At 70.9% G+C, this 23940-nt stretch carries 21 protein-coding genes and 1 tRNA gene; 14 read left to right on the top strand and 8 right to left on the bottom strand.

Annotated elements, in window-relative coordinates:
• Positions 1–8: 8 nt before the first annotated feature.
• From ACR3ZA_RS12410 to ACR3ZA_RS12425, 4 genes are all read right to left on the bottom strand, one after another.
• A complete protein-coding gene (locus ACR3ZA_RS12410; RefSeq protein WP_473658804.1) occupies positions 9–1961 on the bottom strand; it encodes a TPM domain-containing protein in 1953 nt (650 codons plus the stop codon).
• Between the two features lie 98 nt (positions 1962–2059).
• Positions 2060–2815, bottom strand: a complete 756-nt coding sequence (locus ACR3ZA_RS12415; protein WP_473658806.1) for a hypothetical protein — start codon at positions 2813–2815, stop codon at positions 2060–2062.
• Complete coding sequence (locus tag ACR3ZA_RS12420) at positions 2805–3395, bottom strand: sigma-70 family RNA polymerase sigma factor (RefSeq protein ID WP_473658808.1); 591 nt, start codon at positions 3393–3395, stop codon at positions 2805–2807. Before ACR3ZA_RS12420 ends, ACR3ZA_RS12415 begins: the two co-directional genes overlap by 11 nt.
• Positions 3396–3477: 82 nt before the next feature.
• Positions 3478–5379 carry a phosphoenolpyruvate carboxykinase (GTP) gene (locus ACR3ZA_RS12425; RefSeq protein WP_473658810.1) on the bottom strand — a complete coding sequence of 634 codons (1902 nt, stop codon included), beginning with the start codon at positions 5377–5379 and terminating at the stop codon, positions 3478–3480.
• Positions 5380–5503: 124 nt separating this feature from the next.
• On the opposite strand from ACR3ZA_RS12425, the gene ACR3ZA_RS12430 reads away from it, so the two are divergent.
• Positions 5504–6934 (top strand): helix-turn-helix domain-containing protein, encoded by a 1431-nt coding sequence (locus tag ACR3ZA_RS12430; protein WP_473658812.1) that lies wholly within the window; start codon positions 5504–5506, stop codon positions 6932–6934.
• A 15-nt stretch (positions 6935–6949) separates the two neighbouring features.
• Here ACR3ZA_RS12430 and ACR3ZA_RS12435 read toward each other — a convergent pair.
• A tRNA-Arg gene (locus ACR3ZA_RS12435) sits at positions 6950–7025 on the bottom strand.
• Between the two features lie 23 nt (positions 7026–7048).
• Here ACR3ZA_RS12435 and ACR3ZA_RS12440 point away from each other — a divergent pair.
• Entirely contained in the window at positions 7049–7855 is an 807-nt protein-coding gene (locus ACR3ZA_RS12440; protein ID WP_473658814.1) for a transglutaminase domain-containing protein, read from the top strand.
• On the opposite strand, the gene ACR3ZA_RS12445 is transcribed toward ACR3ZA_RS12440, so the two are convergent.
• Entirely contained in the window at positions 7848–8453 is a 606-nt protein-coding gene (locus tag ACR3ZA_RS12445) for a hypothetical protein (protein ID WP_473658816.1), read from the bottom strand. The genes ACR3ZA_RS12440 and ACR3ZA_RS12445 overlap by 8 nt on opposite strands.
• 66 nt (positions 8454–8519) lie before the next feature.
• Between ACR3ZA_RS12445 and argS the strand changes: the two genes are divergently transcribed.
• Positions 8520–10172 carry an arginine--tRNA ligase gene (gene argS, locus ACR3ZA_RS12450; RefSeq protein ID WP_473658818.1) on the top strand — a complete coding sequence of 551 codons (1653 nt, stop codon included), beginning with the start codon at positions 8520–8522 and terminating at the stop codon, positions 10170–10172.
• 2 nt (positions 10173–10174) lie between these two features.
• Entirely contained in the window at positions 10175–11011 is an 837-nt protein-coding gene (locus ACR3ZA_RS12455; protein WP_473658820.1) for an LmeA family phospholipid-binding protein, read from the top strand.
• 29 nt (positions 11012–11040) lie between these two features.
• Here the strand turns inward: ACR3ZA_RS12455 and ACR3ZA_RS12460 are convergent, their stop codons facing one another.
• Positions 11041–11283, bottom strand: coding sequence for a hypothetical protein (locus tag ACR3ZA_RS12460; RefSeq protein ID WP_473658822.1), 243 nt, complete (start codon positions 11281–11283; stop codon positions 11041–11043).
• A gap of 463 nt (positions 11284–11746) precedes the next feature.
• Here ACR3ZA_RS12460 and lysA point away from each other — a divergent pair, with 463 nt between their 5' ends.
• The 7 genes from lysA to prmC all read left to right on the top strand — a co-directional run bounded on the left by lysA (position 11747) and on the right by prmC (position 20722).
• Positions 11747–13165, top strand: coding sequence for a diaminopimelate decarboxylase (gene lysA, locus ACR3ZA_RS12465; RefSeq protein WP_473658824.1), 1419 nt, complete (start codon positions 11747–11749; stop codon positions 13163–13165).
• Positions 13162–14505, top strand: coding sequence for a homoserine dehydrogenase (locus ACR3ZA_RS12470; protein ID WP_473658826.1), 1344 nt, complete (start codon positions 13162–13164; stop codon positions 14503–14505). The genes lysA and ACR3ZA_RS12470 overlap by 4 nt, the downstream gene beginning before the upstream one ends.
• 4 nt (positions 14506–14509) lie before the next feature.
• Positions 14510–15604: a threonine synthase gene (gene thrC, locus ACR3ZA_RS12475; protein ID WP_473658828.1), complete on the top strand. Its 1095-nt coding sequence runs from the start codon at positions 14510–14512 to the stop codon at positions 15602–15604.
• Positions 15598–16554, top strand: coding sequence for a homoserine kinase (gene thrB / locus ACR3ZA_RS12480; protein WP_473662249.1), 957 nt, complete (start codon positions 15598–15600; stop codon positions 16552–16554). Before thrC ends, thrB begins: the two co-directional genes overlap by 7 nt.
• 146 nt (positions 16555–16700) lie before the next feature.
• Entirely contained in the window at positions 16701–18728 is a 2028-nt protein-coding gene (gene rho, locus ACR3ZA_RS12485; RefSeq protein ID WP_473658830.1) for a transcription termination factor Rho, read from the top strand.
• Positions 18729–18731: 3 nt separating this feature from the next.
• The gene (gene prfA / locus ACR3ZA_RS12490; RefSeq protein WP_473658832.1) at positions 18732–19811 is read left to right on the top strand and encodes a peptide chain release factor 1; all 1080 of its coding nucleotides are present in this window, start codon (positions 18732–18734) and stop codon (positions 19809–19811) included.
• 17 nt (positions 19812–19828) lie between these two features.
• Complete coding sequence (prmC, locus tag ACR3ZA_RS12495; RefSeq protein WP_473658834.1) at positions 19829–20722, top strand: peptide chain release factor N(5)-glutamine methyltransferase; 894 nt, start codon at positions 19829–19831, stop codon at positions 20720–20722.
• Positions 20723–20733: 11 nt separating this feature from the next.
• On the opposite strand, the gene ACR3ZA_RS12500 is transcribed toward prmC, so the two are convergent.
• Positions 20734–21351, bottom strand: a complete 618-nt coding sequence (locus tag ACR3ZA_RS12500; RefSeq protein WP_473658836.1) for an HAD family hydrolase — start codon at positions 21349–21351, stop codon at positions 20734–20736.
• A gap of 58 nt (positions 21352–21409) precedes the next feature.
• On the opposite strand from ACR3ZA_RS12500, the gene ACR3ZA_RS12505 reads away from it, so the two are divergent.
• Genes ACR3ZA_RS12505 through ACR3ZA_RS12515 form a run of 3 tightly spaced genes read left to right on the top strand, consistent with a single transcriptional unit; the run spans position 21410 to position 23816 of the window.
• The gene (locus ACR3ZA_RS12505; RefSeq protein ID WP_473658838.1) at positions 21410–22087 is read left to right on the top strand and encodes an L-threonylcarbamoyladenylate synthase; all 678 of its coding nucleotides are present in this window, start codon (positions 21410–21412) and stop codon (positions 22085–22087) included.
• Complete coding sequence (locus ACR3ZA_RS12510; RefSeq protein ID WP_473658840.1) at positions 22084–23379, top strand: MraY family glycosyltransferase; 1296 nt, start codon at positions 22084–22086, stop codon at positions 23377–23379. The genes ACR3ZA_RS12505 and ACR3ZA_RS12510 overlap by 4 nt, the downstream gene beginning before the upstream one ends.
• On the top strand, positions 23379–23816 hold the full coding sequence (locus tag ACR3ZA_RS12515; protein WP_473658842.1) for a Cg1360 family ATP-synthase-associated protein: 438 nt from the start codon (positions 23379–23381) through the stop codon (positions 23814–23816). The genes ACR3ZA_RS12510 and ACR3ZA_RS12515 overlap by 1 nt, the downstream gene beginning before the upstream one ends.
• Positions 23817–23940 lie beyond the last annotated feature (124 nt).

Raw genomic sequence — 23940 nt, forward strand, 5'->3', positions numbered from 1 at the left:
GATGGAGTCTAGAAGCGTCCGCCGCCTCCGCGACGAGACGAACGGCGGGCGCGGGGGGCCGACCGGCGTGCGGACGTGGGGGACGAGCGCCGGGACGCGCCGCCGAATCCGCCGCGGGAGCTGCCGGAGCGCCCGCCGCGGGACGGGCCGACGAGGCTTCCGCCGAGCAGTCCGCCGAGCAGGGCGGCGCCGAGGTCCGGTGTCGTCGACGAGCGGCCCGCACTCGCGTGGCCGGCGACGTCGCTGCGCGCCAGACGGAGCGCCTCGCGGGCGTTCTCTGCCGCGAGGCGTGCCTCAGCGAGTGCCGCCTCAGCGTCGGCGGCTTCCAGAGCCGCGGCGCGCTCCAGGTGGCGCTCGGCCTCCGCGAGGCGCGTGCGGGCACCGGCGCCGATTCCGCCGCGTCGGGTCGAGATGAACGAGTGCGCGCTCGAGATCTGGTCGAGCGCGGTTTCCCGCGTGCGCGCCAGTTGCTGCTGCGCCCGGGCCTGGCGCTCCTGCCGCTCCCGCGCGGCGGCGAGGCTCGTCGCGAGCGCGGCATCCGCAGCATCGAGCAACGCCAGTGCGCTGCCGGGGTCCTGGGTGCCGAGGGCAGCCAGGGCGGACTCGGCTGTCGCGATCGCGGCCGCGAGGGCGGGGGCGTCGACCGCGCCGGTGGCGTTCGCGCTGAGGGACCGGGCCTCCCCGAGATCGGCGCGGAGGTCAGCGGCCGCGGCGTCGCGCCGCTCCACCATCCGGGGCAGCTCGGTGTTGAGCGTCTCGATGCTCAGCGCGAGCTGCTCGATCTGCGCGATCGACTGCTGCGCGGCGCGGACCGAGATCGCGGCCTCGCTCGAGGCGCCGGCGGCGAGCTGATCGCGCGCGGCACCGAGGGAGGTCGCCGCGAACGACTCCAGCTCGCGTGCCTGTTCGACGGCGCCCGCGATCGACGCGACGGCGTCGTCGCCGTAGCGCTCGCGGAGCCGGTCGCGCGTCGTCTCGGCCGTCGCGATCCGGCCGGGCAGCGCGGCGTGGGCCGTGGTCAGGTCGGCGAGCATCGCGCCGGCGTTCGCCTCGAGGTCGCGCAGCTGCTCGAAGGCGTCGGCGTGGGCGTCGAGGGAGGCGTCCGCGGCGGTGCACAGCTCGATCAGCTCACGGGTCAGCGCACGACGCTCCTCCGGGGTCTCGACCTCGGCGTCGTCGAGACGCTGGCGGATCGCGAAGGCCTGCCGCACCTGGTCGCGGGCCGACGCCAGCGCGGCACGGAACTCGGCGGTCGCCGCGGCTCCGAACTGGGCCTCGGCGAAGCCCAGCTCCTCGTCGCTTTCGCGCAGGGCATCGTCGAGCTGCACCAGCAGGCTTCCCGCCGTGCGATCCAGCTGCGCCTGGCTCTGCTCACCCGGCGCGAGCTCCGCGCCGCGGCGTCGCCGCCGCACCGCGACGATGACGGCCGTGCCGACGCCCAGCACGGCGACGCCGCCGAGAACCGGCAGCAGCAGCGACGGGCCGCCGCTCATCGACTCGGACAGTCCATCGGCGAAGCCGATGATGCCGGCAGACCAGCGGTCTTGCCGCAGCTCCGGCACGAGCCGCTCCTGCGCGATCTCGTTGAGGGTGTCGTCGCTGAGTGGATACGACTCGCTGACGGACCAGCGGTAGGTGCGATCGTCGACGGCGATCGCCAGCAGGGCGTCGGCCTCGCCGAGTCCGCTCAGCTGGGCGCTCGTGTCGACCCACGACTGGTCGTCGGCGGCGCCGGTGAACCGGTCGACGACGATCACGAAGAGCTGCGACCGGGTGCTCTCGTACAGCTCATCGAGCGCCGCCGTCACGTCGGCGCTGTCAGTTCCCACGACGCCCGTGGAGTCGAACAGGTAGGCACCGCCGAGATCGACCGGGTCGGTCAACGGGGAAGCGGATGCGGCGACCGGGCTCGCGAGGACGATACCGGCGGCGGCAACGGCGGCGGCGGTCCGGCTGAGCATTCGTGCTCCTCCCGATGGCGTGCAGTGGGAGGAATCCTAGCGAGAACGGGTGGGATTTCGACCAGAGCGCAAAGGCCCGCACGCAGCGGGACGGGCAGTCAGTCGACGCGGATCGGCGCCGAGGGACCCCCGACCAGGATCGGTCCCTCGCCGTCGCCGAGGTCGATCTCAAGCAGAGCGGTCAGGGTGTACTCGCCCGCCGGCAGGGCCGGCAGATCGGGCCGGAACCCGGACCCCTCGTCGTCCGCGATCTCGCAGCGCACCAGTTCGAGGTGCGCCTCGAAGCTCGTCGACTCTCCGGGCTGCAGCACGAACGGCCGCTGCTCGCCGGTGTCGGGGCCGTTGCTGTGCCAGACCACGATGCCCTCGTCGCTGACGGTGAGGACCGGATCCCCGAGGACGGTCCCGCGGATCTCCGCATCGCTCGTGTTGGCGAGCGTGACATCGAGCACGATCGGGCCGGCCGCGGCGGTCGCCGCCAGCGTCGGCACCGCGAGCGCGAGACCGCTGTCAGTCGTGTCGACCTGGGCGAGGGCGCCTTCGCACAGGTTGAGACGCGAGGCGGGGGCACGCTCGATCGTCGCGTCGGAGTCGGTGAGGCTCGCGTCGGCAGAAGACTCGGCCGTGCCCCCCGCGAGGGTGGCGTCGGGGCCCGCCGGCGCAAGCGATCCGATGCCGACGAGCGTCAACGGCACGACGATGGCGACCGCGGCCAGGGTCGACGCGCTCGCCGCGGCGATCACGCGGGGCCGTCGTCGAGCGCGAGCGCGGCGCACCACGGAGTCGACATCGATCGTGCCCGCGGGCGTCTCCGGGTCACGGAAGCGGTGGCGCAGGTCGGTCTCACTTGCCACGGAGTCCTCCACGGTCGGTCAGGGAACGGGATGCGGGCGGCATCGCTCCGCCGGGGCCGAGCCGATCGGCGCGAGTGCCATCGTCGGCGAGGGTGATCGCCATCTTGGCGAGTCCGTCGCTCAGGTAGCGCTTGACGGTTCCGGCGCTGATGCCGAGCTCGGCGGCGATGTCGTCGACCTTGAGATCGTCGTAGTAGCGCAGCACGATGCAGGCGCGCTCGCGCGGGCTGAGCTTGCGCAGCTCATCGTGAAGATCGAGGCGCGTCTCGCTGGCCAGCGAATCGGGCTCGTGCTCGTCGGGTCGGTACTCGAGCGGAGCGATGCGCCGCCACCGGGTGCGCCGGCGGGTGCGGTCGACCGCACCATTCAGGATCGCGCGGCGAACGTAGGACTCGGCGCTCTCGATCGAGAAGCCGTTGCGGAGGCGTCCGAAGGTGCGCACGAGAGCGTCCTGCACGAGATCGGCGGCGTCTTCGCGGTCGCCGCACAGCAGCTGCGCGTAGCGCAGCAGCGCGTCGCCGCGCTCGTCCACGAGTCGCGCGACCGTCTGCTCCCATTCCGGAACCCGGCGCACACCCACCTCCCGTTTCTTGCCTTCACCCTGTCAGACGACGAGGTGCGGGGAAACGTTGGGGTGTGGCCGGGTTCCGCGAGACGGCTGGTCAGGAGGCGGCGTGCAGCCGACTGCGGAGCTCGGCGAGCTGGGCTCGCACCGCCGCCGGCACACGGTCGCCGAAACCGTAGAGGAACGACTCGGTGTCGTCAGCTTCGGCCAGCCACGCCTCCGGATCGATGTCGAACAGCGCCGCCCAGTCGTCGTCGCTGACCCCGGCGGCGCGGTAGTCGATCGCGCCGGGGGCCGGAATCCAGCCGGCAGGACTGGCGACCGCGGGAGCGCTGCCGTCGACGCGGTCGAGAATCCACGCCAGGACGCGGCTGTTCTCGGAGAACCCGGGCCAGAGCCAGCGGCCGTTCTCGTCCTTGCGGAACCAGTTCACCTGGAACACCCGCGGAACCGAGCCGGTGCGGCGCAGCTGCGCCCCGACGTCGAGCCAGTGCTGCCAGTAGTCGGCCATGTGGTAGCCGCAGAACGGCAGCATCGCGAACGGATCGCGGCGCAGTTCGCCGACGGTTCCTTCGGCGGCCGCCGTCCGCTCGGAGGCGAGAGTGGCGCCCACGAAGACGCCGTGCTCCCAGTCCCGTGCCTCCGCCACCAGAGGCACATTTGTGGCTCGGCGGCCGCCGAAGATCAGTGCGTCGATGACGACGCCTCGTGGGTCCTGCCAGTCGTCCGAGATGTTCGGGCACTGCTCGGCGGCCACGGTGAATCGGGAGTTGGCGTGCGCGGCGGGGCGACCCGAGTCGGGCGTCCAGTCCTGTCCCTGCCAGTCGGTGAGATGGGCGGGCGGTGTCGTGGTGAGCCCCTCCCACCACACATCGCCGTCGTCGGTGCGCGCCACGTTGGTGAAGACGGTGTTTCCCCACAGGGTGTCGATCGCCGTCTTGTTCGTGTCGACGCCGGTGCCCGGCGCGACCCCGAAGAAGCCGGCCTCCGGGTTGATCGCGCGCAGCTTTCCGTCGTCGCCCGGGGCGAGCCACGCGATGTCGTCGCCGATCGTCTCGACGGTCCAGCCCGGGATGCTGGGGTTGAGCATGGCGAAGTTCGTCTTGCCGCACGCGCTCGGGAACGCCGCCGCGACGTGGAACACGCGACCGCGCGGGTTGGTCACCTTGAGCAGCAGCATGTGCTCGGCGAGCCAGCCCTCGTCGCGGGCGATCGCCGAGGCGATGCGCAGCGCGAACGACTTCTTGGCGAGGATCGCATTGCCCCCGTAGGCCGAGCCGTAGGACCAGATCTCGCGCGTCTCGGGGAAGTGGCTGATGTACTTCTCGGCGTTGCACGGCCAGGCGACGTCGGTCTCGCCCGGCTCGAGGGGCGCCCCGACGGAGTGCATCGCCGGCACCCACGCGCTGCCCGCCGTCATCCGCTCGAGCGCAGCGGAACCCATGCGGGTCATCGTGCCCATGCTGACGACGACGTAGGGCGAATCGGTGAGCTGCACGCCGTAGCGCGACAGCGGGCTTCCGATGGGGCCCATCGAGAAGGGCACGACGTACATCGTGCGGCCGCGCATCGCGCCTGCGAACTTCTCGGCGAGGGTGATGCGCATCTCGTCCGGATCGACCCAGTGGTTCGTCGGGCCGGCGTCCTGTTCGCGCTCGGAGCAGATGAAGGTGCGGGACTCGACGCGGGCGACGTCGCTCGGGTCGCTGCGCGCGAGGAAGCTGTAGGGCCGCAGCTCGGCGTTGAGGCGCTCGATCGTTCCGTTGTCGACCAGGGTGCGCAACAGCTGGTCCCGCTCGGCGCGGGATCCATCGCACCAGACGACGCGGTCGGGCCGGGCCAGACCGGCCATGTCGTCCACCCATGCGACGATCTGCGGGTTCGTTCCGGCGGGTGCGGGGGAGGCGGCCGGCGCGGCCGCGTCGACGGGGCGGAGCGCGGCGGCCGGCGTCGGACGGCTGCCGGCGACGGGGGCGGTGGGGCGGTCGATAACGGTCATCGTTACTCCGAGGTGTCGTGATCCGGTGGCAAGATCTCTTCTTGTCTCCACTTTCCGCAGTTTTTGCGGGCCATGTGCCAGATCACTGCGAAAAGTTCTCCTGTTCTTTCGGTATTGTGGAGACATGAAGGATCTTGCGACCCTCGGTCAGCGCATGCGGCACTTCCGCACCGAGGCGGGGCTGACCCTCGATCAGCTCGGCGCTGCGGTCGGAGTCGCCGCCAGCCAGCTCTCGCTGATGGAGAACGGTCGACGCGAGCCGCGCCTGTCGCTGCTCTCGGCGGTCGCCGACGAGCTCGGGATCCCCGTGGGCACCCTCCTCGAGGCGGAGCCGCCGAGCGAGCGAGCGGCCCTCGAGATCGAACTGGAGCGCGCCCAGTCCGCGTCGACGTACCGCGAGCTCGGGCTGCCGCCGCTGCGCGCCTCCAAGGCGATGACCGATGACGTGCTTCGTGCTCTCGTCGGGCTGCATCGGGAGATCGAGCGGAGGGCGCGCGAAGCGGTCGCGACCCCCGAGGAGGCGCGGCGCGCCAACACGGAGCTGCGCGCCCTGATGCGCACCCGCAACAACTACCTGCCCGACATCGAGGTGCTCGCCGAGGAGGCGCTCGCCGCGGTCGGCCACACGACCGGCGCACTCACTCACCGATCCGTGAGCCGGATGGCCGAACGCCTCGGCTTCGAACTCGTCCACGTCGACGATCTGCCGCACTCGGCGCGATCGGTGACCGATCTGGAGAACGGCCGCATCTATCTGCCGCCCGCCTCGATCCCGGGCGGTCACGGCCTGCGCTCGATGGCCCTGCAGGCGATGGCTCACCGGCTGCTCGGCCACGCGGCGCCCACCAGCTACGCCGAATTCCTGCGCCAGCGGCTGGAGATCAACTACTACGCGGCAGCCTGCCTGATGCCGCTCACGCAGTCGCTGGAGTTCCTGCGGCAGGCCAAAGACGACCGCAATATCGCGATCGAGGACTTCCGGGACGCCTTCGGCGTCACGCACGAGGCGGCGGCGCTGCGCTTCACCAACCTCGCGACCGAGCATCTCGGCATCACGCTGCACTTCCTGCGCGTCGGCGGCGACGGTTCGATCTCGAAGGCTTACGAGAACGACGATCTTCCGCTCCCGGTCGACGCCACCGGCTCGATCGAAGGCGAGATCGTGTGCCGGCACTGGAGCGCCCGGGAGGCCTTCGAGCGCACCAACCGGACGACCGAGTACTACCAGTACACCGACACCCCGGCGGGCACCTATTTCGAGTCGACGCAGACCGGGTCCGGGGCGACCGACGAGTTCTCGATCACCCTGGGCGTGCCGTTCGCCGAGTCCAAGTGGTTCCGCGGGCGCGAGACGAAGGTGCGCTACCGCTCCACCTGCCCCGAGCTCAGCTGCTGCAAGCGGCCGGCGGCCGAGCTCTCCGAGCGCTGGTCGGGACGCGCCTGGTCGAGCGCCAAGGTGCACGCGCACATCTTCTCGCCGCTGCCAGCCGGGACCTTCCCCGGCGTCGACGATCGCGAGCTGTACGAGTTTCTCGAGGCGCACGCGCGCGAGTGAGGCGGCGTCAGATCATGGTGCCCTCGACACGATTCGAACGTGCGACTTCTTCCTCCGGAGGGAAGCGCTCTATCCACTGAGCTACGAGGGCGGATGCGCAACTAGGTTAGCAGTATGGCTTCGTTCGACTCTGACCGCGTCGTTCGCGCCGAATTCGCCGCCACCGTGGTGGCGCACACCGAATTCGTGCTCTCCGTGGCGGTTTCGGCCACCCACTCCGAGGTCGCCGAGACTCTCGCCGTGACCCTCGACGGTGCTGAGCTCCCCGTGCGTGAGCTCGCCGGTCCGCACGGAACCCGGCTGCACGTCGGTGCGGCCGAGGCGGGTGTGCTGCGCGTCGCCTACGAGGCGCGGGTCGGGCGAGCTCCGACCGCGCCCGTGGATCCGCTCGACGTCATCGCCTATGCGCGCCCCAGCCGCTACGTCGAGGCCGACGTGCTGACGCCGTTCGCGCGCTCGCAGTTCGCGGGCCTGGCGGGGGTCGACCTGCTGCTGGCGGTCGAGCGGTGGGTGCACGAGCGCCTGCGCTACGCGTCGACCGACCAGGCTTGGCGCGGCGGGGCCGAGGCGACGCTCGCCTCCGGCGTCGGCGTGTGCCGCGACTTCGCCCACGTCGTGCTGGCGCTGCTGCGGGCGCTGGATGTGCCCGCGCGACTGGTCGCGGTGTACGCCCCGGGGCTGGTCCCGATGGACTTCCACGCCGTGGTCGAAGCACTCATCGACGATCGCTGGCTGCTGGTGGATGCGACGCGGCTGGCGCCCCGGCGGGCGATGGTGCGCATCGCCACGGGACGTGACGCCGCCGACACCGCGTTCCTCACCAACACGCTGGCCGACGTCGACCTCACCGAGCTGCGGGTGTCGGCCCAGGCGTCTGAGCTCGAGCCCGACGACCCGAACGAGCTCGTCGAACTCAGTTGAGCGCGTCGAGCGCCGACTCCACGAGCACCGTCGCGTCGCCCGCCTCGCCGAAGTAGACGCTGGAGAGCACCAGCCGGGCGGAGCCGGAGAAGACCACGAGCGTCCCGCGCTCGTTCGCATCGCTCGAGAAGTAGGCCTCGTCGCCGAACGCGGCCGGGCTTCCGGTTGCAGCGTCGATCGCGGCCGCGAGCGCCGCTTCGCCGAGACGCGACGCGGCGAGGTCGACGCTCGCGCCGCCGGACTCCCGCACCCAGCGGCAGGCGACGCCGTCCGCGGCGAGCGCGGCGGCCCCGGGGGTGCCCGCCTCGGGCGTCCACTCGGACAGGGCGGCGAAGTTCGGGTTGAAGGCGAACATCGTGTCCGCCGAGATCAGGTCGGCGCACCCCAGCTCCAGCGGGATCGAGGCCTCGACCTCGGGGGTCGGCGAGGCGTCGGGGGTCGCAATCGTCGACACCGTCGGCGTCGGCTCGCTCGAGGCACTGGCGCCCGGCAGCGGCGCCGGCGCGACCGCGCAGGCGGACAGCAGGAGGAGGAGGCCACCGGCGACGGTGGCCGCGATGGTGACTCCGGCAGGACGACGAACGACTCGATTCAGCACCCGACCATTGTGCGGCGGTCGACGAGTGCCCGTGCACGCCACGCCCGGCAGATAGGATCGTCCCTCGTGAATCCCGCCGAACTGACTGCCGTTGTCCTCCACGCCGCTCGCGAGGTCGCGGGGGAGCGCGCGGGCGAGATCTCCGACGCCGATGTGACGCTCGAGCGTCCCCGCAATCGCGAGCACGGCGACTGGGCCTCCAACGTCGCGATGAAGCTGGGCAAGCGCCTCGGCCGGGTTCCCCGAGAGTTCGCGGCCGAGCTGGTGACCGCGCTCGCCCGGGTCGACGGCATCGCGGAGGCCTCGGTGGCCGGGCCCGGCTTCGTCAACATCACACTCGACGCCGCCGCGGCGGGCGTTGTCGCCGCGCGCATCGTCGACGCGGGCGAGTCCTACGGTCACGGTGACCTGTACGCGGGCGTCACGATCAACCTCGAGTTCGTCTCGGCCAACCCCACCGGCCCGATCCACATCGGCGGCACGCGCTGGGCCGCGGTCGGCGACTCGCTGGCCCGTGTCTTCCAGGCCGAGGGCGGCCTGGTCACGCGCGAGTACTACTTCAACGACCACGGGGCGCAGATCGATCGCTTCGCCCGCTCGCTGGTCGCGTCGTACCTCGGCGAACCCGCCCCGGAGGACGGCTACGGCGGCCAGTACATCCACGACATCGCCGCGCGCGTCGTCGCCGCCAGCGAGGTCGACATCGCCGCGCTCGATCGCGCGGCGCAGACCGAGCACTTCCGGGCGCACGGGGTCGAGCTGATGTTCGGCGAGATCCGGCAGAGCCTGCACGACTTCGGGGTGGATTTCGACGTCTACTTCCACGAGGACTCGCTGCACGAGTCCGGCGCCGTCGAGCACGCGGTCGAGCGCCTGCGGGAGCTCGGGCACATCTTCGAGTCCGAGGGCGCGACCTGGCTGCGGACGACCGAGTTCGGCGATGACAAGGACCGCGTCGTCATCAAGAGCGACGGGGAGGGCGCCTACATCTCCGGCGACCTCGCCTATTACCTCAACAAGCGCGAGCGCGGCTTCGAGCGGAACCTGATCCTGCTCGGCGCCGACCACCATGGCTACGTCAAGCGGCTGATGGCGATGACCGCCGCGTTCGGCGACGAGCCCTACGTCAACCTCGAGATCCTCATCGGACAGCTCGTGAATCTGGTTCGCAACGGCGAGCCGGTCCGGATGTCCAAGCGGGCCGGCACGGTGGTGACGATGGAGGATCTCGTCGAGGCGGTCGGCGTCGACGCGGCGCGTTACGCCCTCGTGCGCAGCTCGGCGGACAGCCAGCTGGACATCGATCTCGACCTGCTGACCAAGAAGACGAACGACAACCCGGTCTTCTACGTGCAGTACGCCCACGCCCGCACCTGCGCCGTCGCGCGCAACGCGGCGGAGGCCGGGGTGACCACCGACGCCTTCGACGCCTCGACCCTCGTCCACGAGACCGAGAGCGCGCTGCTCGGGCAGCTCGCGGAGTTCCCGCGGATCGTGCGTCAGGCCGCGGAGCTGCGCGAGCCGCACCGCATCGCGCGGTACCTCGAGGAGCTCGCCGGGGCGTACCACACCTGGTACGCCGCGTGCCGCGTGATCCCGCTCGGCGACGCGCCGATCGAGCCGGTGCACGCCTCCCGCCTGATGGTGAACAAGGCCACCAGCCAGGTGCTGCGCAACGGGCTCTCCTTGCTCGGGGTCGGCGCACCCGAAAAGATGTAGAGGTGAACCCGGCGCCCGAGACCCCCCACCCGCGCTCCACGGAGACGATGGTCGTGGCGCCGACCGCGATCACCCGGGTGCCCCGACGTCGTCGACGCTGGCCGTGGGTGCTCGGCGGCGTCATCGTGCTGGTGCTCGCCGTCGCGGTCGTCCTGGCGGAGGGCGTGGCGCGCGGCTACGTCGCCGACACCATCGCCGCGCGCGTCGCCGCCGAGTTCGAGCTCGAGTCGGCCGACGACGTCGAGGTGACCCTCGGGAGCTCGCCCGTCATCCCGCAGCTCATCGCCGGCCGCCTCGACTCGATCGACATCGAGATCTCGGAGTTCACGCTGGGGGAGCTCACCGGAGCGCTCGAACTGCACGCCGAGTCGGTGCCGCTGGACGAGACGGCGACGACGGACCTGGTGACGGGACGGTTCACGATCGATGCCGGCGCGCTGCTCGCGGTGGCGGCTCAGCTCAGCGGGCTGGACCCGGAGAGCATCACCCTCGACGCGCCGGAGATCGTCGTCACGGCCACCCTGGAGCTGTTCGGCTTCGAGTTCACCGTCGGGCTCGGGGTGGAGCCCGGCATCGACGAGGGGGCGCTCGTGTTCACTCCGACGAGCTTCCGGCTGGGGGACGAGGCGCTCACGGCGGAGGAGCTCACCAGCAACCCCGTGTTCGAGAGCCTCGCCCGGATGTTCCTGCAGCAGGAGCCGATCTGTCTGGCGGACATGCTTCCCGCGGCGATCGTCCTCGACGACGTCGAGGTGGTCGGCGATCAGCTGGTGGTGACCTTCACCGCGAGCGACATCGCCGTGGGCTCGCCGGGGGAGCGCGGAAGCTGCGCTGACTGACCGGTCACCAGACGTCGTGGTCAGGGCAGCTAGCGCTCCTTGAGGAAGGCGAAGTGCGCTGCCGCGTGCTCGGAGGCTGACGGCTTCGGATGATGTCGCTTGGCCGCCGCGATCGCACGGTCGAAGCACTCCAGGTACTCGTCCGTGGCACCGATGCTCACGATCTGGCGAACCTCGGGGAAGTAGATCTCACCGCGGCCCACGTGGAAGTGCTCCTTGCCGGCCTCGAGCGATCTGATCCCGTCGGCAGTGACCGCGAAGTAGGGCTCCACGCGCTCCCACACGGGGACGCGTGGCGCCCAACTGCGTCGCGACGCTGCCCGGCTCCCGCGACCTGATCGATGTGATGGTGCCCTCGACGGCATCGGCGACCTTGCGCCGAGATATCGTGCGCTCAGGCGACAGCACCACGAACACGGGTGGGAGCTCCGCTCGGTGCACGGCGCAGCAGGCGACCGGACGGAACGGCTTGATCAGACCCTGTGTCTGCTTGGTGGGCTCCTCGCCGTGAGCGTCGGCGGTGGGCATGAGCCGGAACGTGACACGCGCACGCCGAAGAGCCTCGATCGCGGGGCTCGTGATGGCCATGATGCAACCCTATTCGTCGCGCCCCCGCTGATCTCGGAACGGAGATTCGAGCCAGGCCCGCGCCCCGGTAGACTGTCTGGCGGCTTCAGGGACCAATCCGGGTTCGCTCGCCTCACCCTTCGTTCCGACGTCCTCGTGAGGCAGGTTGTGACTTCAAATCCGCTGGCACCCGAGTGGCTCAGCCCACCGGTCGATGCGAACGCGCTCGCTCCCGCGGTCTGGCCTGCGCACGCCGACCGCGGCGAGACCGGCGAGCTTCGAATCGCGGGCGTGAGCGCCTCGGCGCTCGCCGCGGAGTTCGGCACGCCGCTCTACGTCTTCGACGAGCAGGACGCTCGGGACCGCGCGATGCGCGTGCGAGACGCGTTCACGACGGCACTCGCGCCGCTCGGAGCGGCAGTCCACGTCTACTACGCCGGCAAGGCGTTCCTGTCGACCGAGGTCGCCCGTTGGATGACGGAGGCGGGTCTGCGGATCGACGTCGCCAGCGGCGGAGAGCTCGCGGTCGCGCTCGCCGCCGGGGTCGACTCCGCCGAGCTCGGCTTTCACGGCAACAACAAGAGCCTCGCCGAGATCGACCGCGCCGTCGGCGTCGGCGTCGGCACGATCATCGTCGACAGCCTGGTCGAGATCGACCGGGTCGCGGCGGCGGCGCACGCCGCCGGGCGCGTGCAGCCGGTGCGGCTGCGCATCAACTCGGGCGTGCACGCCTCGACGCACGAGTACCTGGCGACGGCGCGCGAGGACCAGAAGTTCGGCATCCCGCTCGCGGAGGCGGTCGACACGGTCGCCCGCATCCGCCAGCACGCGAGTCTCGCGTTCCTCGGCCTGCACTCGCACATCGGCTCGCAGATCTTCGAGTCCGACGGCTTCGCCGAGGCCGCGCGGCGGCTGCTGGCCGTGCACGCCGAGCTTCTCGAGACGGGCCCGGTTCCCGAGCTCAACCTCGGCGGCGGCTTCGGCATCGCCTACACGAGCGTCGATCGCGTCACCCCGATCGAGGAGATCGCGGCCGACTTCGCGCGCGTCATCGCGGCGGAGTGCGCGGCGCGCGGCATCCCCGTCCCGGACCTGGCCATCGAGCCCGGCCGCGCCATCATCGGCACCCCCGGCATCACGCTCTACGAGGTCGGCACCACGAAGCCCGTCGAGGTCACCCTCGATGACGGGGGGAGCGCGACCCGTCTGTATGTGAGCGTCGACGGCGGGATGAGCGACAACGCGCGCCCCGCGCTGTACGAGGCCGACTACACGGTGCGGATCGCCAATCGCGCCTCATCGGCGGAGCCCGCGCTGGTGCGCGTGGCCGGCAAGCACTGCGAGTCCGGCGACATCGTGGTGCGCGCCGACTACCTTCCCGGTGACGTCGCCCCGGAGGATCTGCTCGCCGTCCCGGCGACCGGCGCCTACTGCTTCTCTCTCGCGAGCAACTACAACTACCTCACCCGACCCGCGGTCGTCGCGGTGCGCGACGGGCGTGCGCGCCTGCTCGTGCGTCGCGAGACCGAGGACGACCTTCTCCGCCGTGATCTCGGCGCGCAACCCCAGGGAGCAGTCCGCGCATGATGGAATACCGCAACCTTCGAATCGCCCTCCTCGGCGCCGGCTCGGTCGGCTCCCAGGTCGCGAGTCTTCTGCTGGAGCATGGTGACGAGCTCGCGGCCCGCGTCGGTGCCGGCCTCGAGCTGGTCGGCGTCGCCGTGCGCGACCTCGATGCGCCGCGCGACATCGACATCCCGCGCCACCTCCTCACCACGGACGCTCATTCGCTGATCCTCGGCGCCGACATCGTCGTCGAGCTGATCGGCGGGCTCGAACCCGCCCGCGAGTACCTGACGCTCGCACTCACCTCGGGTGCCGACGTCATCACCGCGAACAAGGCGCTCCTGGCCACGCACGGTCCCGAGCTGTTCGAGCTGGCCAGCCAGGTCGGCGCCCAGCTGTACTACGAGGCCGCGGTCGGCGGAGCGATCCCGATCATCCGTCCGCTGCGCGACAGCCTCGCCGGTGACCGCGTGCACCGCATCCTCGGCATCGTCAACGGCACCACCAACTACATCCTCGACCGCATGGACACCGAGGGGTCGAGCCTCGACGAGGCGCTCACCACGGCGCAGGAGCTCGGCTACGCGGAGGCGGACCCCACGGCGGACGTCGAAGGCTACGACGCCGCGCAGAAGGCCGCGATCCTGGCGAGCCTCGCCTTCCACACCACCGTCCCGCTGGACGCCGTGCACCGCGAGGGCATTCTCGGCGTCACACGCGATCAGGTGGTGGCTGCGAAGAAGTCCGGGTTCGTCGTGAAGCTGCTCGCGGTGTGCGAGCGGCTCGTCGACCCCGAGACCGGCGTCGAGGGCGTGAGCGCTCGCGTGCATCCCGCGCTCATCCCCGCCACGCACCCGCTCGCGGCCGTGCACGGCGCGAACAACGCGGTCTTTCTCGAAGCCGAGGCCGCCGGCAGCCTGATGTTCTACGGCGCCGGCGCCGGCGGCATCCAGACCGCCTCGGCCGTCCTCGGTGACGTCGTCTCGGCGGCCCGTCGCCACGTCATCGGCGGCCCCGGGGTGGCCGAGTCGACGCACGCCAACCTGGCCGTGCTGCCGATCGCCAGCGTCACGACCCGCTACCAGATCACGCTGCAGGTGCTCGACCGCCCGGGCGTGCTCGCCGAGATCGCCACGGTGTTCAGCACGCACGAGGTCTCGGTCGAGGCCGTGCAGCAGTCGGTCGCCACCGAGCCCGAGCACGGTCACGAGGCTGGCGAGGAGGCCCCGGCGCCGACCGCTACCCTGGTCATCGGGACGCACGAGGCCACCGAGGCCGCACTGGCCGACACCGTCGCCGCTCTGGAGGCGAGCGAGGTCGTCGCCGAGGTGACGAGCGTTCTGCGAGTAGAGGGACTGTAAAGACATGGCACAGTGGCGCGGAGTGCTGCACGAGTACCGCGATCGTCTCGATGTGACGGACGCGACGCCGATCATCACGCTCGGTGAGGGCGGAACCCCGCTCATCCCGGCCCCCGCGCTGTCGGCGCGCACCGGCGCGCGCGTCTGGGTCAAGTTCGAGGGCATGAACCCCACCGGGTCGTTCAAGGACCGCGGGATGACCATGGCGGTGTCGAAGGCCGTCGAGCACGGTGCGAAGGCCGTCATCTGCGCCTCGACCGGCAACACCTCGGCCTCGGCCGCGGCGTTCGCGACCCACGCGGGCATCACCGCCGCCGTGCTCGTGCCCGAAGGCAAGATCGCGATGGGCAAGCTCGCTCAGGCGATCGCGCACGGCGCCGAGCTGCTGCAGGTGCAGGGCAACTTCGACGACTGCCTCGACATCGCCCGCGAACTGGCCGCCAACTACCCGGTGCACCTCGTGAACTCGGTCAACAACGACCGCATCGAAGGCCAGAAGACGGCCGCGTTCGAGGTCGTCGAGGTGCTCGGCGACGCACCCGACTTCCACTTCATCCCGGTCGGCAACGCCGGCAACTACACCGCGTACACGCGCGGCTACCGCGAAGAGGTCGAGCGCGGCGCCACGACGAAGCTACCGCGGATGTTCGGCTTCCAGGCCGCTGGCAGCGCCCCGATCGTGCGCGGCGAGGTCGTCAAGCACCCCGAGACGATCGCGAGCGCGATCCGCATCGGCAACCCGGCGTCGTGGGAGCTTGCGCTCGAGGCGCGCGATCTGACGAACGGCTACTTCGGGGCGATCGACGACGACACGATCCTCGAAGCCCACCGCATCCTGTCGGCCGAGGTCGGCGTCTTCGTCGAGCCCGCCTCGGCGATCAGCGTCGCCGGCCTTCTGGAGCGCGCCGCGGCCGGCGCCGTGCCGAAGGACGCGACCGTCGTGCTGACGGTCACCGGACACGGCCTGAAGGACCCGCAGTGGGCCCTGCGCACGCCGGACGGCGCCGAGATCCAGCCGACGAGCGTCCCGGTCGACACCGCGAGCATCGCCGAGGTGCTCGGCCTGGCCAAGAACTCCACCGATACGGCGTCATCGTGACCGCGGCCCCGGCCTCGCTCGTCGGGCGGACCGTCACGGTGAAGGTTCCGGCGACCACCGCGAACCTCGGACCCGGCTTCGACACCCTGGGGCTCGCCCTGTCGGTGTACGACGAGCTCGAGGTGACCGCGAGCGCCGAACCCGGTGCGCGCGTGCGCGTCGAGGGCGTGGGCGCCGGCGAGGTTCCGACCGACGAGTCGAACCTCGTCGTCCGGTCGATCGCGCACGCCTTCGCCTCCGTCGGGCAGAAGCTGCCCGGCCTCGACCTGGTGGCGCGCAACGCGATCCCGCACGGTCGGGGGATGGGCTCCAGCGGGGCCGCGATCGTCTCCGGGATCATGGCGGCCAAGGGGCTGCTCGAGGGCGTCGTCGAGTTCGACTCGCAGCAGCTGCTGGCGCTCGCGACCGAGCTCGAAGGTCACCCCGACAACGTCGCCCCCGCGCTGTTCGGCGGTCTCACGATCGCCTGGATGACCCCGGAGGGCCCGCGGCACAAGAAGCTCATCGTGCACCGCGGCGTCTCGCCGCTGGTGGCGGTGCCCAACGAGACGACGATGTCGACGGCGCTCGCGCGCAGTCTTCAGCCCGTCTCGGTGCCGCACGAGGACGCGATCTTCAACGTCTCGCGCTCCGCTCTGCTGATCGCAGCGCTCATCCAGAGCCCCGAGCTGCTGCTCGAGGCGACGGAGGACAAGCTGCACCAGAGCTACCGGGCGAGCGCCATGCCCGAGACGGATGCCCTCATCCGCATGCTGCGGGCCGAAGGCCTCGCCGCGGTCGTCTCCGGTGCGGGCCCGTCGATCCTGGTGCTCGGCAGCGATCCCGCCCAGCGCCTGCTGGCCACGGAGCTCATCGAGAAGAACGCCACGACGGCCTGGGACTGCCTGGTGCTCGCGGTCGACTTCCGTGGTGCTACAGTGGTCTCGCACCCGATCGAAGCTGTGGCCTAGAGCTCAGCGACGCGAACCCGCGACAGGGTGCGATCTCACCGGCACTCGCCGACCGCGGTTTCCGCATTATTCGTGCATCCGACTCCGCAGCCGACGGCGCTGAACCCCGGGATGTTCTGTGCCCGGGCCGAAAGGAACCCTGCACTGTGACTGACGTCAACGCCTCCGCCCCTGCCGCGGATGCCCGCGCTGAGCTCGCGCTCAAGCGCCTCCCCGAACTCCAGGCTCTCGCGGCCGAACGGGGGATCACCGGTGCGGCCAAGCTCCGAAAGGGAGAACTCGTGGACATCCTCGCTGACAACCAGGACGGCACCGCCGCCGAGACCGGCGCTGCGGCGCCCGCCGCCTCGGACGCCGCTCCGGCCACCGCCGACGCGGCTGCTCCGGCCGTCGCGCCGAGCGACGAGGCCGCTCCGGCCGCCGACGCTCCGGCAGCCAAGACCGCGCCCGCACGCCGCGGGTCGCGTCGCGCCTCCGCGTCGAGCGCCGAGGCTGCCAGCCTCGCCGCCGAGCTCGCGCCGAAGGCCTCGACCGAGCCGGTGCGCGCCACCGGTGGCCACGTCGCGGCCGCTGAGCTCGGTGTCGAGCTCGAGAAGCTCCTGCCCGAGAAGACCTACGGCAGCGCCGAGAAGAACGGAGCCCGCCGCGCCTCGTCGAAGGGGGCCTCCGCCAAGCAGTCCGCCGACTCCGCCGAATCGGACGACGCGAAGACCGCCGGCTCCGCCGACAAGGAGTCGGGATCGACCGAGTCCGCCGACAACGGCGAGAGCGGTTCGTCCAACCGCGGCCGCGGTCGGGGCCGCAACCGCTCCGGCGGCAACCGCCAGGGTGGCGACAACGCCTCCGAGGGCGGCAGCAGCGACTCGAACGAGGGCGGCAAGGGCGGCCAGCAGGGCAACCAGGGCAACCAGGGCGGCGCGCAGGCCGACGGCGAAGGCCGTGGCCGGGGCCGCTACCGCGACCGCAAGCGCGGGCGCGGCGGTCAGAACGACATCGACGAGCCCGAGATCAGCGACGATGACGTGCTCATCCCGGTCGCCGGCATCCTCGACGTGCTCGACAACTACGCCTTCGTCCGCACGACCGGCTACCTGCCCGGCCCGAACGACGTCTACGTCTCGCTCGGCCAGGTCAAGAAGTACAACCTGCGCAAGGGCGACGCCGTGGTCGGCGCCATCCGCCAGCCGCGCGAAGGCGACCAGCAGGGCGGGCGCCAGAAGTACAACGCGATCGTCAAGATCGACTCGATCAACGGCCTCACCGTCGACTCCGCGGGCGACCGCGTCGAGTTCGGCAAGCTGACGCCGATCTACCCGAACGAGCGCCTGCGCCTCGAGACCACGCCCGAGAAGCTCTCGACGCGGATCATCGACCTGATCGCGCCGATCGGCAAGGGCCAGCGCGGTCTCATCGTGGCTCCGCCGAAGGCGGGCAAGACGCTGATCCTGCAGGCGATCGCCAAGGCCATCGCGGTGAACAACCCCGAGGTGCACATCATGGTCGTGCTCGTCGACGAGCGCCCCGAAGAGGTCACCGACATGCAGCGCTCGGTCAAGGGCGAGGTCATCGCCTCGACCTTCGACCGCCCCGCGGAGGACCACACCACCGTCGCCGAGCTCGCCATCGAGCGCGCCAAGCGCCTGGTGGAGCTCGGCAACGACGTGGTCGTGCTGCTCGATTCGATCACGCGACTCGGCCGCGCCTACAACCTGGCCGCGCCGGCCTCCGGACGCATCCTCTCCGGTGGCGTCGACGCGAGCGCGCTCTACCCGCCGAAGCGCTTCTTCGGCGCGGCGCGCAACATCGAGGGCGGCGGCTCGCTCACCATCCTCGCGACGGCGCTCGTCGAGACCGGATCCAAGATGGACGAGGTGATCTTCGAGGAGTTCAAGGGCACCGGAAACATGGAGCTGCGCCTCTCGCGTCAGCTCGCCGACAAGCGCATCTTCCCGGCGGTCGACATCTACGCGTCGAGCACCCGCCGCGAAGAGGAGCTGCTCTCGGCCGAAGAGGTCAAGATCACCTGGCGTCTGCGCCGCGCGCTGGCCGGTCTCGAACTGCAGCAGCAGCTCGAAGTCGTGCTGGGCAAGCTCAAGGAGACGCAGTCGAACACCGAGTTCCTCGTGCAGATCCAGAAGTCGCTGCCGAACGGCACCAACGGCCACAAGGAGTAAGCGGTGTTCGAGTCCGTCGCCGGGCTCCTCGCCGAGCACGAGGACCTGCAGCAGCAGCTCTCCGACCCCGCGCTGCACGCCGATCCGGCGCGCTCCAAGAAGGTCAACCGGCGCTACGCCGAGCTGAGCCGGATCGTCGCGGCGCACTCGGAGTGGCAGAAGCTGAGCGACGACCTCGATGCCGCGCGGGAGCTCGCGGCGGAGGACGCGACGTTCGCCGAGGAGATCCCGGCGCTCGAAGAGGCGCTCCCGGTCGCGGCCGAGAAGCTGCGTCGACTGCTGATCCCGCGCGACCCCGACGACGGGCGCGACGTGATCATGGAGATCAAGGGCGGCGAGGGCGGCGAGGAGTCGGCCCTGTTCGCGGCGGACCTGGTGCGCATGTATGTGCACTACGCCGAGAGCAAGGGGTGGAAGACGGAGCTGCTGGAGCGCACCGAGTCCGATCTCGGTGGCTACAAGGATGTGCAGCTCGCGATCAAGGGCAGCTCGAGCGACCCGGCCCAGGGCGTCTGGGCGCACCTCAAGTACGAGGGCGGCGTGCACCGCGTTCAGCGGGTGCCGGCGACCGAGTCGCAGGGGCGCATCCACACCTCGACCACCGGTGTGCTCGTCTTCCCCGAGGTCGACGAGCCCGAAGAGGTCGAGATCAACCCCAACGACCTCAAGATCGACGTGTTCCGCTCGTCCGGCCCCGGCGGCCAGAGCGTCAACACGACCGACTCGGCGGTGCGCATCACGCACGTGCCGACCGGCATCGTCGTGAGCATGCAGAACGAGAAGAGCCAGCTGCAGAACCGCGAAGCGGGCATGCGCGTGCTGCGCGCACGGCTGCTGGCGAAGCAGCAGGAGGAGCTCGACGCGATCGCGAGCGACGCGCGCCGCAGCCAGATCCGCGGTATGGATCGCTCCGAGCGCATCCGCACCTACAACTTCCCCGAGAACCGGATCGCCGATCACCGCACCGGCTACAAGGCCTACAACCTCGACGCCGTGCTCAACGGGGCTCTCGAGCCGGTGATCGAGTCGTGCATCCGCGCCGACGAGGAGGCCCGACTGGCCGCCCTCGGCGACGAGTCCTGATCGTGTCGATCCCGGCGATGACCGATCCCGCGACGACCTCGGAGGCGGCGCCGGCGCGCCGCGTGGCTGCCGTGCGCGAATGGGCGGTCGGCACGCTCGCCGCCGCCGGAATCGCCCACCCCGAGGTCGACGCCGAGCTGCTCATCGGGCACGTCATGGGGATCTCGCGCGGTCAGGTCCAGGCGCGCGCGATCGGCGGTTCCGAACTGGGACTCGATGACTATCTGGCGGTCGCGACGGCGGTGGAGCGCCGGGCCGCCCGGGAGCCGCTGCAGCACATCACCGGTCGCGCCCCGTTCCGACACCTCGAGCTCGCCGTCGGGCCGGGTGTCTTCGTGCCGCGGCCGGAGACCGAGCTCGCGGCGCAGCTCGCGATCGACGCGCTTCTCGAGGTGCCGCATCCCGAGCCTCGCGCTCTGGATCTCGGGACGGGCAGCGGAGCGATCGCGATCTCCCTGGCGACCGAGGTCTCGCACGCCGGCGTCGTCGCCGTGGAGGCCTCGCCCGCTGCGTTCATCTGGGCGAAGCAGAATGCTCGCGAGCTGGCGGGTGAGAACCTGCGGCTGATCTTCGGCGACCTCGCCGATGTGCTCCCCGATGCCGGGGAGGCGTTCGACGTCGTCGTCTCGAACCCGCCGTACATCCCGCAGGGGGCGATCCCGCGCGACCCCGAGGTGCGCCTGCACGATCCGGAGATGGCGCTGTTCGGGGGAGCGGACGGGCTCGACCTGGTGCGGATCATCTCGCGCCGTGCGCTCCGGTGGCTTCGCCCCGGCGGCAGCCTCGTGCTCGAGCACGCCGAGCAGCAGGGCGCGGCCGTGCGTGCGCTGCTGGAGGCCGACGGCTGGCGCATGGCGATGACGCACCGCGACCTGCTCGGCCGCGATCGCGCGACCACCGCCACCCGCTAGCGCGGAAAGGTTCAGCCGCGCGACGCGGCGAAGTCCTCGATGGCCGCGCGCAGCCCGGCGGGATCCGTGAAGCGGTGCGCCGTGATGCCGAGGCCCGCCGCGCTCGCGACATTCTCGGGCAGATCGTCGGCGAAGAACACGTCGGCAGGGTCGGCTCGGTAGCTGTCGAGCATCCGCTCGAAGACCAGCGGGTCGGGCTTGCGTGCGCCGTAGAAGCTCGAGGTGCGCAGGTCCTCCGGCTCGAACAGCTCGACGAGCTCGTGCGCCAGCGTGGCGAGGTGCGCGTGCACGAGCGGCCCGTTGTTGGTGAGCAGGCTCACCGCGCCCAGTTCGCGCGCTCGCGCCACGGCGGCGAAGGAGTCGGGGAACGGGGTCATCGCGCGTCGGCGGTTCGTGATCCAGTCCTCGACGCTGACCTCGGCGCCGAAGGCCGCGAGGGCGGCGCGATGGTAGCTGTCGGCATCGGGGAAGGCCCCGGCCTCGGCCGCGAACTCGCCCTCGTCGTGCCACCAGCGTCGACGCAGCTCCGCGAAGGGCACGCCCGTCAGCTCGACGAGACCCTCCATTCGGCGTCGCCAGTCGTAGTCGTAGAGGACGTCGTCCATGTCGAAGACAAAGAGAAGGGTCATGGCTCTTCCATCCTCTCGCACCTCGCCTTCGGTCGCGCGCCGATAACATGGACCCGACATGGCGCGCTACGACACTTCGGTCCCGTCCGAACTGCTCACGGGGATGCGGCTTTCTCGGGCAGCGCTCGGGCGAGGCGAACTCGTCGTCATCCCCACTGACACCGTCTATGGGGTGGCGGCGAACGCCTTCTCGCCGGACGCCGTCGACGCACTGCTGGAGGCGAAGGGGCGCGGTCGCACGTCCCCGCCGCCCGTGCTCGTGCCGGGGATCCCGACCCTTGACGCGCTGGCCGAGGTCGTGCCGCCCGAGGTCCGCCGACTCGTCGAGGAGTTCTGGCCCGGGGGACTCACCGTGATCCTTCGCGCGCGCGCGAGCCTTGACTGGGATCTGGGAGAGACGCGCGGAACCGTCGCGCTGCGTCAGCCCGCCGACCCGATCGCCCTCGAACTGCTGTCGGAGACGGGTCCGCTCGCGGTGTCCAGCGCCAACCTGACCGGCGAGCCGGCCGCCACCACCGCCGAGGAGGCGGAGCGCATGCTGGGGGACCGCGTCGCCGTCTACCTCGACGCCGGACCGGTCGGCTCCAGCTATCCGAGCGCCGACCCGCGCTCCGGGTCGACGATCGTCGACGCGACGGCGCTCGAGCACCCTGACGGCAAGCTGCGCATCGTCCGCCATGGGGTCATCCCCGACGCCGAGATCATTCGGGTGGTCGGGGCCGAACGATGCGCATGATCTTCTACGTCGCGGTCGCCCTGATCGCGGCGATCGTCACGTTCGTGCTCGCCATCGTCATCTATCGACTGAGCCTCAAGCATCGGCTGTATCCGAAGGTGCGCGAGCGCGACGTGCACACGAGGCCGACCCCGCGACTCGGCGGCATCGCGATGTTCGCGGGCGTCGTGATCGCGTTCGGAATCGGCGCGCTGCTGCCGCCCCTCTCGCTCGTCTACGACGAGCCGGGCAAGATCCTCGCGGTGATCGGGGCAGCCTCGATCATCGTGCTGCTCGGCGTCGCCGACGACGTCTGGGATCTCGACTGGCTGACCAAGCTCGCCGGGCAGTTCATCGCCGCCTTCGTGCTCGCCTGGCAGGGAGTCCAGCTCGGCGCGATCCCGATCCCCGGCGGAACGCTCGCGCTCATCTCGCCGACGATGTCGCTGGTGATCAGCGTCTTCACCGTGGTGCTGGTGATGAACGCGGTCAACTTCGTCGACGGTCTCGACGGACTCGTCGCGGGTGTGGCGATCATCGCCAACGGCGTCTTCTTCATCTACACCTACGTGATCACCTACGGGCCCACCGAGCAGAGCGACTACTTCAACCTCGCCTCGCTCGTCAGCGCCGTGCTGATCGGCGCGTGCGTGGGGTTCCTGCCGCTGAACTGGCACCCGGCGAAGATGTTCATGGGCGACGCCGGCTCAATGCTCGTGGGCCTGCTGATGGCCACCTCGGCGCTCGCGGTGACCGGCACGATCGACCCGGCGCGGATCACCGGTCAGGGCGCCGTCGACAGCAACCAGCTGCTCGGCGCGAGCGGGCTGCTGCCGGCCTTCATCCCGATCCTTCTGCCGTTCGCCGTCCTGGTGATCCCGCTGCTCGACTTCGGTCTTGCCGTGATCCGGCGGCTCCGCGCCGGCAAGTCGCCCTTCTCGGCTGATCGCCAGCACCTGCATCACCGTCTGCTCGACATGGGGCACTCGCACTTCCACGCCGTGCTGATCCTGTACGGCTGGACCGCCGCCGCCTCGGTCGGCTGCTTCCTGTTCCTGGTGATCGCCGACTGGTGGTGGCCGCTGGCCTTCACCCTCGCGGCCCTGGCGATCTGCACGATCGTCACGCTCGCGCCGCTCAGTCGCCGCAAGCGCCTGGAGGCCGCGGCGCAGCTGGCGGAGGACGGACCCGATACCGACCCCCTCGACCGTTTCGACCCGCTGGATGCGGCGTCCGACGATGCACCCGAGGACCCGGCCGACGACCCCGAGGCGCTCGACGCCTATCGTCGGCTCCACCGAGAGGACTCCTGATGAGTGTTGCCCCGATTCTGACTCGTGCCCTGCGCTATGGCGCCATCCTGGCGATCGCCGTCGCGGTCGTCGGCGGTGTCGTCGGCTACCTCGTCTTCGGCATGCCGGGGCTGTGGGGCGGAATCCTCGGCGCCGCGCTGGCGGCGCTCTTCATGGGCGTCACGGCGGCGAGCATCCTGCTTGCCGCGCGCCTGACGACGGGGGATCCGGGGAGCCCGCTCTTCTTCGGCGTGGTCCTCGGCGCCTGGGTTCTCAAGCTCGTCGTGTTCCTGATCGCCGCGATCTGGCTCCGCACCCAGGACTGGCTGGACCCGTACGTGTTCTTCGGCAGCGTCATCGTCGCCGTGCTCGGCTCGCTCGTCGTCGACGTGCTCGCGTTCCAGCGCTCGCGCGTTCCGTACGTGAGCGACATCGATCTGCCCGACGAGCGTCCCTGACCACCCGAAAATGTTGATAGGGTGAAGCGAACCTTCCCCCTAATTCGCCCGCGTCACCGCACGCCCCGAAGCAGGAGAAAGCACTGCTAGCTTCCGCCCTCGCCTCCCTCCTCCCGTTCGCCAC

It is taken from the genome of Herbiconiux sp. J20-20, from assembly GCF_057365085.1.

Excerpts from the sequence above, each read along its gene's own strand:
- ACR3ZA_RS12410 (WP_473658804.1), bottom strand. The coding sequence starts at position 1,961 with ATGCTCAGCCGGACCGCCGCCGCCGTTGCCGCCGCCGGTATCGTCCTC.
- ACR3ZA_RS12425 (WP_473658810.1), bottom strand. The coding sequence starts at position 5,379 with ATGACCGTTATCGACCGCCCCACCGCCCCCGTCGCCGGCAGCCGTCCG.
- ACR3ZA_RS12430 (WP_473658812.1), top strand. The coding sequence starts at position 5,504 with ATGAAGGATCTTGCGACCCTCGGTCAGCGCATGCGGCACTTCCGCACC.
- ACR3ZA_RS12440 (WP_473658814.1), top strand. The coding sequence starts at position 7,049 with ATGGCTTCGTTCGACTCTGACCGCGTCGTTCGCGCCGAATTCGCCGCC.
- ACR3ZA_RS12470 (WP_473658826.1), top strand. The coding sequence starts at position 13,162 with ATGATGGAATACCGCAACCTTCGAATCGCCCTCCTCGGCGCCGGCTCG.
- thrC (WP_473658828.1), top strand. The coding sequence starts at position 14,510 with ATGGCACAGTGGCGCGGAGTGCTGCACGAGTACCGCGATCGTCTCGAT.
- prmC (WP_473658834.1), top strand. The coding sequence starts at position 19,829 with ATGACCGATCCCGCGACGACCTCGGAGGCGGCGCCGGCGCGCCGCGTG.
- ACR3ZA_RS12500 (WP_473658836.1), bottom strand. The coding sequence starts at position 21,351 with ATGACCCTTCTCTTTGTCTTCGACATGGACGACGTCCTCTACGACTAC.
- ACR3ZA_RS12505 (WP_473658838.1), top strand. The coding sequence starts at position 21,410 with ATGGCGCGCTACGACACTTCGGTCCCGTCCGAACTGCTCACGGGGATG.
- ACR3ZA_RS12510 (WP_473658840.1), top strand. The coding sequence starts at position 22,084 with ATGATCTTCTACGTCGCGGTCGCCCTGATCGCGGCGATCGTCACGTTC.
- ACR3ZA_RS12515 (WP_473658842.1), top strand. The coding sequence starts at position 23,379 with ATGAGTGTTGCCCCGATTCTGACTCGTGCCCTGCGCTATGGCGCCATC.